Annotated in this window: 12 protein-coding genes and 1 other annotated feature; all 12 genes read right to left on the reverse strand. The window is 35.0% G+C overall.

What is annotated here, in order from left to right; genetic code table 11:
* Window positions 1-179: 179 nt before the first annotated feature.
* A complete protein-coding gene (gene fusA / locus DWX74_RS10485; protein ID WP_118549902.1) occupies window positions 180-2246 on the reverse strand; it encodes an elongation factor G in 2067 nt (688 codons plus the stop codon).
* Window positions 2247-2309: 63 nt separating this feature from the next.
* On the reverse strand, window positions 2310-2780 hold the full coding sequence (gene rpsG, locus DWX74_RS10490; RefSeq protein WP_006440492.1) for a 30S ribosomal protein S7: 471 nt from the start codon (window positions 2778-2780) through the stop codon (window positions 2310-2312).
* A gap of 162 nt (window positions 2781-2942) precedes the next feature.
* The gene (gene rpsL, locus DWX74_RS10495) at window positions 2943-3362 is read right to left on the reverse strand and encodes a 30S ribosomal protein S12 (protein ID WP_040410588.1); all 420 of its coding nucleotides are present in this window, start codon (window positions 3360-3362) and stop codon (window positions 2943-2945) included.
* 253 nt (window positions 3363-3615) lie between these two features.
* Window positions 3616-7104 carry a DNA-directed RNA polymerase subunit beta' gene (gene rpoC / locus DWX74_RS10500; protein ID WP_006440490.1) on the reverse strand — a complete coding sequence of 1163 codons (3489 nt, stop codon included), beginning with the start codon at window positions 7102-7104 and terminating at the stop codon, window positions 3616-3618.
* A gap of 120 nt (window positions 7105-7224) precedes the next feature.
* On the reverse strand, window positions 7225-10938 hold the full coding sequence (gene rpoB, locus DWX74_RS10505; RefSeq protein WP_118549903.1) for a DNA-directed RNA polymerase subunit beta: 3714 nt from the start codon (window positions 10936-10938) through the stop codon (window positions 7225-7227).
* 295 nt (window positions 10939-11233) lie between these two features.
* Window positions 11234-11599: a 50S ribosomal protein L7/L12 gene (rplL, locus tag DWX74_RS10510; protein WP_006440488.1), complete on the reverse strand. Its 366-nt coding sequence runs from the start codon at window positions 11597-11599 to the stop codon at window positions 11234-11236.
* A 100-nt stretch (window positions 11600-11699) separates the two neighbouring features.
* A complete protein-coding gene (rplJ, locus tag DWX74_RS10515) occupies window positions 11700-12200 on the reverse strand; it encodes a 50S ribosomal protein L10 (protein ID WP_006440487.1) in 501 nt (166 codons plus the stop codon).
* 43 nt (window positions 12201-12243) lie between these two features.
* Window positions 12244-12370, reverse strand: a sequence feature (ribosomal protein L10 leader region).
* 56 nt (window positions 12371-12426) lie between these two features.
* On the reverse strand, window positions 12427-13125 hold the full coding sequence (rplA, locus tag DWX74_RS10520; protein ID WP_006440486.1) for a 50S ribosomal protein L1: 699 nt from the start codon (window positions 13123-13125) through the stop codon (window positions 12427-12429).
* Window positions 13126-13264: 139 nt separating this feature from the next.
* Entirely contained in the window at window positions 13265-13690 is a 426-nt protein-coding gene (rplK, locus tag DWX74_RS10525; RefSeq protein ID WP_006440485.1) for a 50S ribosomal protein L11, read from the reverse strand.
* A 15-nt stretch (window positions 13691-13705) separates the two neighbouring features.
* Complete coding sequence (nusG, locus tag DWX74_RS10530) at window positions 13706-14248, reverse strand: transcription termination/antitermination protein NusG (RefSeq protein ID WP_006440484.1); 543 nt, start codon at window positions 14246-14248, stop codon at window positions 13706-13708.
* Between the two features lie 18 nt (window positions 14249-14266).
* Complete coding sequence (secE, locus tag DWX74_RS10535) at window positions 14267-14485, reverse strand: preprotein translocase subunit SecE (protein WP_006440483.1); 219 nt, start codon at window positions 14483-14485, stop codon at window positions 14267-14269.
* Window positions 14486-14513: 28 nt separating this feature from the next.
* The gene (rpmG, locus tag DWX74_RS10540) at window positions 14514-14663 is read right to left on the reverse strand and encodes a 50S ribosomal protein L33 (RefSeq protein ID WP_006440482.1); all 150 of its coding nucleotides are present in this window, start codon (window positions 14661-14663) and stop codon (window positions 14514-14516) included.
* Window positions 14664-14947: the final 284 nt, after the last annotated feature.

Below are 14947 nucleotides of genomic sequence, written 5' to 3' on the forward strand. Positions count from 1 at the left end.
TAGTACCTATATTAACATGAGGTTTACTTCTTTCAAATTTAGCTTTAGCCATTTTAAAAATCCTCCCTAGTAATATTATTTTTTAAAATTTATTTATCAGGGTAGCAAGAAGTTGCTACCCTTCTATTTTGTGCTTTTTAAATATTTGTGTGTTTGTTTATTTTGTTTTATTTTATTTATTATTTACCATCTACTATTTTCTTAGCAACTGATGCTGGAACCTGTTCGTAGTGGTCAAATATCATTGTGTATGTTGCACGACCCTGAGTCATAGATCTTAGGTCAGTTGAGTATCCGAACATTTCAGACATTGGAACAAATGCGTTTATAACCTGAGCACCTGATCTAGCTTCCATTCCCTGTATAAGACCTCTTCTTGAGTTTAAGTCACCCATAACGTCACCCATGTAATCTTCTGGAGTAACAACTTCAACTTTGAAGTATGGTTCTAGTAATACTGCGTTACCCTGCTGCATAGCTTTTTTGAATGCCATAGAACCTGCCATTTTGAAGGCCATTTCTGATGAATCGACTTCATGGTAAGAACCATCGTATAATTCAACAGCAACGTCAACAACTGGATAACCAGCAACTATACCAGATTGCATAGCTCCCTGTATACCCATGTCAGTTGGACCAACATATTCTTTAGGAACTGATCCACCAACAGTTTTGTTTTCGAATTTATATCCTTCACCTGGTTCAGTCGGTTTAACTCTGATTTTAACGTGACCGTACTGTCCTCTACCACCTGACTGTTTCTGGTATTTGTATTCAACGTCAACTGGCTGAGTTATTGTTTCTCTGTAAGCAACCTGAGGGTTACCAACTTTAGCTTCAACTTTGAATTCTCTTAAAAGTCTGTCAACTATTATATCAAGGTGTAATTCACCCATTCCTGATATTATAGTCTGTCCAGTTTCTTCATCAGTTCTAACTGTGAAAGTAGGGTCTTCTTCAGCAAGTTTCTGAAGAGCTATACCCATTTTTTCCTGAGCTGCTTTAGAAGCTGGTTCTATAGCAACAGATATAACTGGTTCAGGGAATTCCATTGATTCAAGTATTATTGGAGCTGCTGGATCACAAAGTGTATCACCAGTAGTTGTATCTTTAAGACCAACTGCTGCAGCTATATCTCCAGCGTAAACTTCAGTTATTTCAGTTCTTGTATTAGCGTGCATCTGAAGTATACGTCCTATTCTTTCTCTCTTGTTCTTAGTTGCATTTAATACATATGAACCAGATTCAAGAGTACCAGAGTAAACTCTGAAGAATGCTAATTTACCAACGAATGGGTCAGTCATTATTTTGAATGCTAATGCTGAGAATGGTTCTTCGTCAGAAGCATGTCTTTCAGATTCTTCTCCATCTTCTAATATACCTTTTATAGATGGTATATCTGTTGGAGCTGGTAAGTAGTCTATTATAGCATCTATAAGAGGCTGAACACCTTTATTTCTGTAAGCAGTACCACAGAATACTGGGTTCATTTCACAAGCTATTGTAGCTTTTCTTATAGCAGTTTTTAATTCTTCAACTGATATTTCTTCACCTTCAAGATATTTCATCATTAGCTCTTCGTCAGTTTCAGCTACTGCTTCAACCATTTTTTCTCTCCATTCCTGAGCCATTTCTTTCATATCTTCTGGTATATCAGTTTCTTCCATTTCAACACCTTTGTCGTCTTTGTATATTATAGCGTCCATGTTTAATAGGTCAACTATACCAACAAAGTCATCTTCTTTACCTATTGGTAACTGAAGAACAACAGCGTTTGCACTTAATCTTGTTTTCATCATTTCTACTGCATTGTAGAAGTCTGCACCAAGTATATCCATTTTGTTTATGAATGCTATTCTTGGTACTCCGTAAGTTTCTGCCTGTCTCCATACATTTTCAGACTGAGGTTCAACCCCACCTTTAGCACAGAATACAGCAACAGCACCGTCAAGAACTCTTAGAGATCTTTCAACTTCAACTGTGAAGTCGACGTGACCTGGAGTATCTATAACGTTTATTCTATTACCTTTCCATGTAACAGTTGTAGCAGCTGAAGTTATTGTTATACCTCTTTCTGCTTCCTGTTCCATCCAGTCCATCTGAGAAGCCCCTTCATGAGTTTCTCCTATTTTATGAGTTTTACCTGTATAGAAAAGAATTCTTTCTGTAGTAGTAGTTTTTCCTGCATCTATATGGGCCATTATCCCGATATTTCTAGTATTTTCTAGTGAAAACTCTCTAGCCATCTTTTTCCTCCTTAATTTACGAATTTAATTGGAAGATTTCTATTTAATCCGATTTTTAAAATCCTACCATCTGTAGTGAGCAAATGCTTTATTAGCTTCTGCCATTTTATGAGTATCTTCTTTTTTCTTAACTGAAGCTCCTGTGTTGTTAGCTGCGTCCATTATTTCTTTAGCTAGCTTTTCAACCATTCCTTTTTCTCCACGAGCTCTAGTATATCTTACTAACCATCTAAGACCTAATGTCTGTCTTCTGTCTGGTCTAACTTCTATTGGAACCTGGTAGTTTGCCCCACCAACTCTTCTAGCTTTTACTTCTAATACTGGCATTATGTTTTCCATAGCTTTTTCGAAAACTTCTAAAGCGTCTTCTCCTGTTCTTTCAGCTATTAAATCAAATGCATCGTATACTATTTTCTGAGATTTTCCTCTTTTTCCGTCTAACATTAAATTGTTTATTAATTTAGTAACTACCTTACTTCCGTACATTGGATCTGGTAATACTTCTCTTTTTGGAACGTTACCTTTTCTTGGCATTTCGCTTCCCTCCTTAATTATTAAAATTTAAATCATAGGTACTCGACATCGAATAGTCAGCCGTGATGCCATAAATATATCTATATTTAAAGCACCTAACTTCTTTAATCACATTATAATCTATGTCTGTTTTTGTTTTTTCGTTATACTATATAACTTTTCTTATTTTTTGTCTTTAGGTCTCTTAGCACCGTATTTTGATCTAGACTGTCTTCTTTTGTCTACACCAGCAGTATCTAATGTACCTCTTAGTATGTGGTATCTAACCCCTGGTAAGTCTTTTACTCTACCACCTCTTATAAGAACAACAGAGTGTTCCTGTAAGTTGTGTCCTTCACCTGGTATATAAGCAGATACTTCTATACCGTTTGTTAATCTAACTCTGGCAACTTTTCTTAAAGCTGAGTTTGGTTTTTTAGGAGTAACTGTTTTAACTGAAGTACAAACTCCTCTTTTCTGTGGAGAACTTGCGTCAGTTGTTTTTTTGTTTAATGAGTTATACCCCTTCTGTAGTGCTGGAGCAGTAGATTTTTTTAGTATGTCTTTTCTACTTTTACGAACTAATTGGTTAATTGTTGGCATCATCTGCACCTCCTTCTTTTTTATTTTCGATCTTTCAGTGATCGCCAACTACAATCGTTTCTTTACGATTGATTTGCTGTGCTTTTAGCTTGATGCTTTTAGTTCTTTGTTACTTTCTTCTATAACTTAAAAGCACTAAGAGCTTTATAAAAAGCCCTTAGTGTACTTTTAAATCACACTTTTATTATTTTATCACCTAATATAACTGTTGTCAACAATTGATATTTTACATTTCACACATTTTTGTGTCAAATTATTCTTCAATTTTTTCAACTGCTATATTTCTGTATTTCTTCATTCCTGTACCAGCTGGTATAAGTTTACCTAATATAACATTTTCTTTTAGTCCTATTAAGTGGTCTTCTTTACCTTTTATAGCTGCTTCAGTAAGAACTCTTGTAGTTTCCTGGAATGAAGCGGCAGATAAGAATGATTCTGTAGCAAGAGATGCTTTAGTTATACCAAGTAATACTCTCTTAGCAACTGCAGGTCTTAATCCCTGAGCTATTGCATCTTCATTACATTTTTCATATACAAGAACATCTTCATATCCACCCGGAAGTAAATCTGTATCTCCTGGATCTTCTACTTTAACTTTAGATAGCATCTGTCTAACAATAACTTCTATATGTTTATCGTTAACATCAACCCCCTGTAGTCTGTAGACTCTCTGTACTTCTTTAACTATGTAATCCTGTACTCCACCGATTCCTTTAACTCTAACTATATCATGAGGATTTATAGAACCCTGAGTTATTGGATCCCCAGCTTCTACCATCTGTCCATCTTTAACTCTTACTCTTGAGCCATAAGGTATCTGATATGTCTGAGCTTCACCTTCAGCTGGAACAACGATTACTTCTTTTCTCTTACCTGTTTCATCTATTTTAACCTGTCCACTTACTTCTGTTATTATAGCAAGACCTTTTGGTTTTCTAGCTTCGAATAACTCTTCAACCCTTGGAAGCCCCTGAGTTATATCTCCACCGGCAACCCCACCTGTATGGAATGTACGCATTGTAAGCTGTGTACCCGGTTCACCGATTGACTGAGCTGCTATTATACCAACTGCTTCTCCTATATTAACTTCTTTACCTGTAGCAAGGTTTCTACCATAGCATTTTGAACAAACACCATGTTTAGTTTTACAGTTAAGAACTGTTCTTATGTTTACTTTTTCTATTCCTGCTGCAACTATTTTTTCAGCTGCATCTTCTTTTATCATAGAATCTGCAGGAACTAATACTTCACCAGTTTCTGGATGTACTATAGGATCTATAGTATATCTACCAACTATTCTATCGTATATTTCTTCTATTACTTCGTTTCCATCTTTTATAGCAAGAACTTCTGTAGTTTCTGTAGTTCCACAGTCTATATCTCTTACTATAACGTCCTGGCTGACGTCAACAAGTCTTCTTGTTAAGTAACCAGAGTCGGCTGTACGTAGAGCTGTATCGGCAAGACCTTTTCTAGCCCCATGCGCAGATGTGAAGTATTCAAGTACTGATAAACCTTCACGGAAGTTAGATTTAACTGGTATTTCGACAGTTTTACCAGATGCATTGGCCATAAGTCCACGCATACCTGCTAGCTGTCTTATCTGGTTCTTAGAACCTCTGGCTCCAGAGTGAGCCATTATGAATATATTATTTAATCTATCAAGGTTATCCATTAGGGCATTAGTTACTTTGTCAGTAGTTTCTGTCCAAGTAGCTATAACCTTTTCGTATCTTTCTTCATCAGATATAAGACCTCTTCTATAAGCCTTACCTAATTTTTCAACTTCTTTTTCAGCTTCTGCTATGTATATTTCTTTTTCTTTAGGTATTGCCATATCCGCAACTGCAACTGTTATACCACCTACAGTAGAATATTTGAAACCTATACCTTTAACATAGTCAAGTAATTCAGCTGTTATAGTGTTTTCATGTTTTCTGAAACATTTATCTATTATTTTACCAAGATATTTCTTAGTAACAACTTCATCTATTTCTAAACTGAATGGATCTTTTTCTCTATCTACAAATCCTAAATCCTGAGGTATACCTTCATTGAATATGAATCTACCAACAGTACTTTCTACTAGAGCAGATCTTCCATCAGGAAGAACTTTTCTAACTTTTACTAAAGCGTGTAATTCAACAACTTTATTGTAGTAAGCAAGTAATAATTCATTGTAGTCTTTGAATATCATACCTGTTCCTTTAGCACCATCCTGTGCTTCTATTGTTAAATAGTAACTTCCAAGAACCATATCCTGAGAAGGAGTTGTTATTGGAGAACCATCTTTTGGAGCAAGTATATTGTTTACAGATAGCATTAAGAATCTTGCTTCTGCCTGTGCTTCTACTGATAGAGGAACGTGAACGGCCATCTGGTCACCGTCGAAGTCGGCATTGTACGCTGTACAAACTAGTGGATGTAGTTTTATAGCCTTACCTTCAACAAGTACTGGTTCGAAAGCCTGTATTCCTAGTCTATGTAGAGTAGGGGCACGGTTAAGTAAAACTGGATGGTTTTTAATAACGTCTTCTAAAACGTCCCATACTTCAGTTTTTACTTTTTCTACTATTGATTTCGCACTTTTTATATTGTGTGCATAACCTTCTTCTACTAATTTATCCATAACAAATGGTTTGAATAATTCAAGTGCCATTTTCTTAGGAAGACCACACTGGTAGAATTTAAGTTCTGGTCCAACTACTATAACAGAACGTCCTGAGTAGTCAACACGTTTACCAAGTAAGTTCTGTCTGAAACGTCCCTGTTTACCTTTAAGCATATCTGATAAAGATTTTAATGGTCTGTTTCCTGGTCCTGTAACAGGTCTACCTCTTCTACCATTGTCTATAAGTGCATCGACTGCTTCCTGAAGCATTCTTTTTTCATTTCTTACTATTATATCTGGAGCTCCTAATTCTAGAAGTCTTTTTAATCTGTTATTTCTGTTTATAACTCTTCTATAAAGATCATTTAGGTCAGAAGTTGCGAATCTACCACCGTCTAACTGAACCATTGGTCTTATGTCTGGTGGTATAACTGGAATAGCATCAAGTATCATCCATTCAGGTTTATTTCCTGATTTTCTGAATGCTTCAACTACTTCTAGTCTTCTTATTGTTCTTATTCTTTTCTGTCCTGTACTATCTTTTAAGTCAGCTCTTAATTCTTTACTCTGCTGTTCTAGGTCTATATCCTGTAAAAGTTTTTTTACAGCTTCAGCACCCATACCAACTTCAAAGCTACCATATCCGTAGTTGTCTACAGCATCTCTGTATTCTTTTTCTGTTAAAAGCTGTTTAGCTGTTAATCCAGTTTCTTTTGGATCTGTTACTACATATGAAGCAAAGTAAAGTACTTTTTCAAGAGCTCTTGGAGACATGTCTAAAAGAAGACCCATTCTACTAGGTATTCCTTTGAAGTACCATATATGAGACATTGGAGCAGCTAGCTCTATATGACCCATTCTCTCTCTTCTAACTTTTGATTTTGTTACTTCAACTCCACATCTATCACATACTACGCCTTTATATCTAACTCTTCTGTATTTCCCACAGTGACATTCCCAGTCCTTCTGAGGTCCGAATATTCTTTCACAGAAAAGACCATCTTTTTCTGGTTTCAGCGTACGGTAATTTATAGTTTCTGGTTTTTTTACTTCCCCTCTCGACCACTGTCTTATTTTCTCTGGAGAAGCCAATCCTATTTTTATCGACTCGAAATTGTTTAATTCAAACAAGGAGTTCTCTCCCTTCTATTTGAGATTTATTTTTATTGTCTAACTTTGATTATAGCTGTCTGAATTCCAGACAGCTATAACCCTGAAATTACTATTAAATTAAAGCTTATATTTTAGTTATTACATATCATCATCGTCGAATGCACCATCATCGTAGTCCATATCGTCGTTTTCAAATCCATCAGATAAACCATCGAAATCTATTTCTTCGTTATCCCCGAATTCGTCTTCTACTTCTTCAATAACATGAGTTTCCTCTATGTCATCTGGTATAACATCTAATTCGAAATCTGCTACTGATATACCGTCATCTTCGTAATCAACAGATTCTTTTACTTCTATTTCCTGATCTTCAGCAGTAAGAACTTTAACATCAAGACATAATGACTGAAGTTCTTTTATAAGAACTTTGAATGATTCTGGTATACCTGGTTCAGGTATATTTTCACCTTTAACTATAGCTTCGTAAGTTCTTACACGTCCTACAACGTCATCTGACTTAACTGTTAATATTTCCTGAAGGATGTGAGCTGCTCCGTATGCTTCAAGAGCCCAAACCTCCATTTCCCCGAATCTCTGTCCACCGAACTGAGCTTTACCTCCTAGAGGCTGCTGAGTTACTAGTGAGTAAGGTCCAGTACTTCTTGCATGAAGTTTATCATCAACTAAGTGATGTAGTTTTAGGTAATACATATAACCAACAGTTATTCTGTTGTCGAATGAATCACCTGTTCTACCATCATATAAAGTAAGTTTACCATCTCTTGGGTATCCAGCTTCTTCAAGAGCATCCATTATATCGTACTCGTTTGCACCATCAAATACTGATGTAGCTACATACCAACCAAGTTTTTTAGCTGCTAAACCTAAGTGAACTTCAAGTACCTGTCCGATGTTCATACGAGAAGGTACCCCCTGTGGGTTAAGTACTATATCCATAGGTGTTCCGTCTTCCATGAATGGCATATCTTCTTCTGGTAATACTCTTGAGATAACCCCCTTGTTACCGTGACGACCGGCCATTTTATCTCCGACTTTTATCTTTCTCTTCTTAGCTATGTAACATCTTACAAGTTCGTTTACACCTGGAGATAAATCGTCTCCATTTTCTCTTGTAAACACTTTAACGTCTACTATTATACCTGATTCACCATGAGGTACTTTAAGTGAAGTATCTCTTACTTCTCTAGCTTTTTCACCAAATATAGCTCTTAGAAGTCTTTCTTCTGCAGTAAGTTCAGTTTCTCCTTTTGGAGTAACTTTACCAACTAATATATCTCCAGAATCGACTTCAGCACCTATTCTGATTATACCTCTATCATCAAGGTTCTTAATTGCAGATTCCCCAACGTTTGGTATATCTCTAGTTATTTCTTCAGGTCCAAGCTTAGTATCTCTAGCTTCACATTCGTATTCTTCTATATGTATAGTAGATAATCTATCTTCTCTTACTAATCTTTCATTTATTAAAACGGCATCTTCGTAGTTGTAACCTTCCCAAGTCATGAATGCTATGAAACAGTTTCTACCAAGTGCTATTTCTCCAAGGTCTGTTGCAGGTCCATCTGCTATAACATCCCCAGCTTTTATCTCTTCACCTTTTGATACTATAGGTGTCTGGTTTATACAAGTTCCTGCATTTGAACGTTTGAATTTAAGAAGTTTGTACTTATCTTTAGTACCATCTTCTTTTTTGATTATTATTTCATCTGCAGATACTCTATCTACAACCCCACCATTTTTAGCAACAACAACTGCACCAGAGTCTTTTGCTGCTCTGTATTCTATACCTGTTCCTATGATTGGAGCTTCTCTTCTTACTAGAGGCACTGCCTGACGCTGCATGTTTGATCCCATTAGGGCACGGTTGGCGTCGTCGTTTTCAAGGAATGGTATCATAGCTGTTGCAACAGATACAACCTGTTTAGGTGATATATCCATGTAGTCAACTTTATCTGGAGATAGAAGTTCTAGAGCACCATTTACAGTTCTGCATGCTATTCTGTTGTTTATGAATTCACCATCTTCAGTTAAAGGCTCATTTGCCTGTGCTCTGACGAATAAATCTTCTTCATCAGCTGTTAGATAGTGTATTTCATTTGTTACTCTTCCAGTTTCTTTATCATATTTTCTATATGGAGATTCTATAAATCCATATTCATTTACTTTTGCATATGTTCCAAGTGAGTTTATAAGACCTATATTTGGCCCTTCTGGAGTCTCTATCGGACACATTCTACCATAGTGTGAATGGTGAACGTCACGGACTTCGAACCCAGCTCTTTCTCTTGAAAGACCACCTGGTCCAAGTGCTGATAATCTTCTCTTATGAGTTAATTCAGATAATGGGTTAGTCTGGTCCATGAACTGTGATAACTGAGAACTTCCGAAGAATTCTTTTATCGCAGCAGAAACCGGTCTTATATTAACAAGAGCCTGAGGAGTTATAGATTCCATGTCCTGAACAGTCATTCTTTCTTTTATAACTCTTTCCATTCTTGAAAGACCTATTCTAACCTGATTCTGAAGTAATTCACCTACTGATCTTATTCTTCTGTTTCCTAAGTGGTCTATATCATCTATAGTACCAACACCGTAGAATAAGTTGAATTCGTAACTTATTGAAGCTATTATATCGTCAAGAAGTATGTGTTTTGGTATTAATTCTTTCATTCTTGATTTTATAGCTTCTTTTATTTCTTCTTCATCATCGTAGTTGTCTAATATTTCTTTTAATGTTGGGTAATGTACTTTTTCTTTTATTTTAAGATCTGATATATCGAAGTTTACATGAGCTTCTATATCAACAAAGTTATTACCTATTACTTTTATTTCTTTTTCGTCATCTACTAATAGATGAACAACATTTATACCTGCATTCTGTATATCTTTAGCAACATTGTATCCTATAGTTTCGCCTGCTTTTACGAACACTTCCCCAGTTTCTGGGTTAACTATATCTCTAGCAGCAACTCTATTCATTATTCTATAGCATATTGCTAGTTTTTTATTGAATTTGTATCTACCTACTTTTGCAAGGTCGTATCTCTTTGGATCAAAGAATAGTGCATTTATTAATGAAGACGCACTTTCTACTGTTGGTGGTTCACCTGGTCTAAGTTTTTTGTATATTTCTATAAGACCTTCTTCAACAGTGTTAGTGTTGTCTTTTTCAAGTGTAGCTGATAATCTTTCATCTTCACCTAAAAGTTCTATTATTTCTGCATCTGATCCTATTCCTAGAGCTCTTAATAATACAGTAACTGGCTGTTTTCTAGTTCTATCAACTCTTACTGATATAACATCGTTTGAATCAGTTTCGTATTCAAGCCATGCCCCTCTATTAGGGATAACAGTAGAAGATATTAATCTCTTACCAGTTTTATCTCTTTCTTCAGCGTAATAAACACTAGGAGATCTTACAAGCTGACTGACTATAACCCTTTCCGCACCATTTATAACGAAAGTTCCTCTTTCTGTCATAAGTGGGAAGTCACCCATAAATACTTCCTGTTCTTTTATTTCGCCTGTTTCTTTATTTATAAGTCTAACTTTAACTTTTAGAGGTGCACAATATGTAGCATCTCTTTCCTTACATTCTTCTATATCATATTTTGGATTTTCATCTAAAGAATAATCGACAAATTCTAATATAAGATTACCTGTATAATCCTCTATTGGTGAAATATCATCGAATACTTCTTTTAACCCTTCTTCTAAAAACCACTTATAAGAATCCACCTGGATTTCTATAAGATTTGGCACGTCAGCTATTTCTTTTATCTTAGAAAAGCTCATTCTTTTTCTTTTACCTATCGTGACAGGATGTGGCATTTCACTCTTCACCTCTCATTTTTCAAAGTTATTATTCAAAGTTCATTCTATAACGCATCTAATGATTATAGCACAAATTTAAACTTTTTCCAAGTATTTTTTCTCCGAACGAAAAATTTCTTGACCTCAAATATTTTTCTAATCAAAAAAATTTTTAAAAATACAGAATGCTTATCTATATAATAACTCATTACAATGCAATATAACAGAAAAAACTCTATTTTTTGTAAAAAAAAAGTGTCCATTAAATTATGGACACTTTTGTCGTCTAGTTTATTGTTCAGTAAAATTAAAACTATTTAACTTCTACTTTTGCACCAGCAGCTTCTAGTTTTTCTTTTATCTGTTCAGCTTCTTCTTTAGAAGCTCCTTCTTTAACTGTTTTAGGAGCGTTGTCAACTACTTCTTTAGCTTCTTTTAATCCTAATCCAGTTATTTCTCTAACAACTTTTATAACACCTATTTTTGAAGATCCTGCATCTGCTAATACTACGTCAAATTCAGTTTTTTCTTCTGCAGCAGCAGCTCCACCAGCTGCACCAGCTACCATTACTGGAGCTGAAGCAGAAACACCGAATTTTTCTTCTGCAGCTTTAACTAATTCATTTAATTCTAAAACTTTCATGTTTTCTATAGCTTCTAATATCTGTTCTATTGTCATTTTAAGCACCTCCGAATTTTCTCTCTTGTTTAATTTAATTAATTATATTCTGGTAAGTCGTTTCGACTTTTTCCCGTTTGTTTATTGGACTAAGCAGCTATTAAGCTTCTTCTTCCTGTTTCTTTGCTATCGCATCTACTAAGTATACGAAGTTTGATACTGGAGCTTTTAAGCTTCCAAGTAATTTTGCGATAAGTTCTTCTCTTGATGGTATGTTTGCTAATTCCATTATCTTAGCTTCATCGTAGAATTCACCTTCAACTACACCCATTTTTAATTTCATTTTTGGATGAGTTTCTATGAATTTTTTAAGTATTCTAGCTGGAGCAACTGGATCATCGTATCCAAATGCTATAGCGTTAGTTCCTACTAATAATTCATCGTTGAACTGTTCTATTCCTACTTCCTGAGCAGCTCTTCTTACTAAAGTATTTTTGTATACTTTGTAATCAACACCAGCTTCTCTCATAACTTTTCTTAATTCTGTAACTTCAGCAACTGTTAATCCTTTGTAGTCAACTACAACTGCAGAAGAAGAATTATTTAATTTTTCTACTATTTCAGAAACAACTAATGATTTAACTTCTAAAGCTTTTCTCATTAATCTGCGCACCTCCTTATCAAATAGATGTTATTTTATTTACCGTATCATTTAAAAAGCCTCTGTATCGACGGACGCAGAGGCTTAAACATTCTAAATAATATATCTAAAACCTCGGTGGGAAATTAAGCTTACGCACCCACTGTCTACGGCAAATCTATTCTTTTTTTACATTGACTATGATATGATATCATTTTTGTCAACCTGTGTCAACAGTTTTTTTAAATTATTCAGTAACTCTTGCTGGGTTAACTTTTACACCAGGTCCCATTGAAGAAGCAACTGATATACTTCTTAAGTACTGACCTTTAGCAGCAGATGGTTTAGCTTTTATTATAGCTTCCATTAAAACTGCAAAGTTCTGAGCAAGTTTTTCTCCACCGAATGATACTTTTCCTATTGGAACGTGTATTATGTTAGTTTTGTCTAATCTGTATTCAACTTTACCAGCTTTTATTTCGTTAACAGCTTTAGTTACGTCGAATGTAACAGTTCCTGATTTAGGGTTAGGCATTAAACCTTTTGGTCCTAATACTCTACCTAGTCTACCAACTACACCCATCATGTCTGGAGTAGCAACAACTATATCGAAATCAAACCAGTTTTCTCCCTGTATTTTCTGTACCATTTCTTCAGCACCTACGAAATCAGCTCCAGCAGCTTCAGCTTCTTTAGCTTTTTCACCTTTAGCGAAAACTAAAACTTTTTTAGTTTTACCAGTACCGTTTGGTAATACAACAGCACCTCTAACCTGCTGATCTGCGTGTCTTGAGTCAACACCTAATCTTACGTGTGCTTCAACTGTTTCGTCGAATTTAGCTTCTGCAACTTCACATACTAATGATAAAGCCTGAGAAGCATCGTATAAATTACTTCTGTCTATTTTGCTTAACGCGTTTGCGTATCTTTTACCTCTTTTAGCCATTATTAATTTTCCTCCTTGTGGTAATTTCGGTCTTTAGACCTCCCACTTCATATAAAACAAAGTGTTTTAAATTCTAATTTAATATTTTTTAATTTCCGATAAATCGGTTTTTGATGTTTAAAAGTTAATCAACTAATAATTAGTCAACTACTTCTACACCCATACTTCTAGCTGTACCAGCTATCATGCTCATTGCTGCTTCAACGTTAGCTGCATTTAAGTCAGGCATTTTTAATTCTGCTATTTCTCTTACCTGTGCAGATGTTATTTTAGCAACTTTCTTTTTGTTAGGTTCTCCTGATGCTGATTTAAGATTACAAGCTTTCTTTATTAAAACAGCAGCTGGAGGAGTTTTAGTTATGAAACTGAATGATCTATCCTGATATACAGTTATAACAACTGGTATTATCATTCCAGCCTGATCTGCAGTTTTTGCATTAAATTCCTTTGTGAATCCCATTATGTTGACACCGTGCTGTCCTAGTGCTGGACCAACTGGTGGTGCTGGTGTAGCTTTTCCAGCAGGTATCTGTAATTTTATCTGACCTATTACTTTTTTAGCCATTTAAAGTGCACCTCCTTAGATTTTCTCTATACTTTGAATCCCTATAGTTACTGGGGACTTTCTACCGAATATTTCTGTTAATAATTTTACTTCTTTTTTCTCCGCGTTAACTTCTTCTACAGTACCTACGTTACCTGCAAAAGATCCATTTATGATTTTAACAACGTCGCCAGGTTCAAAATCTACGTCACCACCTACAACTTCCTGAGCAGGTAATTCTATTCCCATAGCAATTACTTCCTCTTCGCTTAATGGTACAGGTTTTGATCCAGGGCCAACAAATCCAGTAACGCCTTTAGTATTTCTAACTACGTACCAAGATTCATCTGTTATAATCATTTTTATTAATACATAACTTGGATAAACTTTACGTTGTCTTATCTTTTCATTTCCTTTTGGAGTTTTCTCTACTACATTTTCAGTAGGAACAACAACGTGAGTTATGATATTTTCCATACCTCTTGTTATTACCGCTCTTTCTATAGTAGCTTTAACTTTATTTTCATGTCCTGAATAAGTGTGAACAACGTACCATTTTGCTTCTTGTAATTCTGACATAATTCTTACTCCTTTACCTTACTTTAGTAATAATGCAAGGGCACCAGATAGTACTGTATCTATCCCCCATATTGCTAAAGTTGAAAATATAACTACTGCTAAAACCACACCTGTGTTGCGGAACAGTTCTTTTCTAGTCGGCCAAGTTACTCTTTTAAGCTCAGCTTTTGTTTCTCTGAAGTAACCGAACAGACCAGCTTTTTCTTTCTTTTCAACAGCCTGATTTTCTTCTGCCATTAATTTCACCCCTTAAAGTAAAACGAAATTATTTTGTTTCTTTATGTAGAGTATGTTTTTTGCAGAATTTACAATATTTTTTAAGTTCTATTCTGTCTGGATTGTTTTTCTTATTTTTAGTAGTGTTGTAATTTCTCTGTTTGCATTCTGTACATGCTAAAGTAACTTTTACTCTCATCGTTACACCTCCATTTGTTTATACAATAAATATATATATTGAATAATATGATATATCCGGTGTTTTGGAAATACCATTACCTTCCATAAACATTACTCTGTATAAATTACCACAAACTAGCGGTCTATGTCAACAATTTTATTAATTTCTTGCGTTATTTTTTGTAAACACTCATCCTGGCGTAACATAAACATCTCACTCTAAAAAATTCTAAAAAAAGAGAGACCGTAATGATCTCTCTTTTATCTATAACACTTAAGTAATTATCTATCAATTAATTATTC

The sequence above is a fragment of the Peptoclostridium sp. AF21-18 genome, assembly GCF_003478825.1.
GTDB lineage: Bacteria > Bacillota > Clostridia > Peptostreptococcales > Peptostreptococcaceae > Peptacetobacter.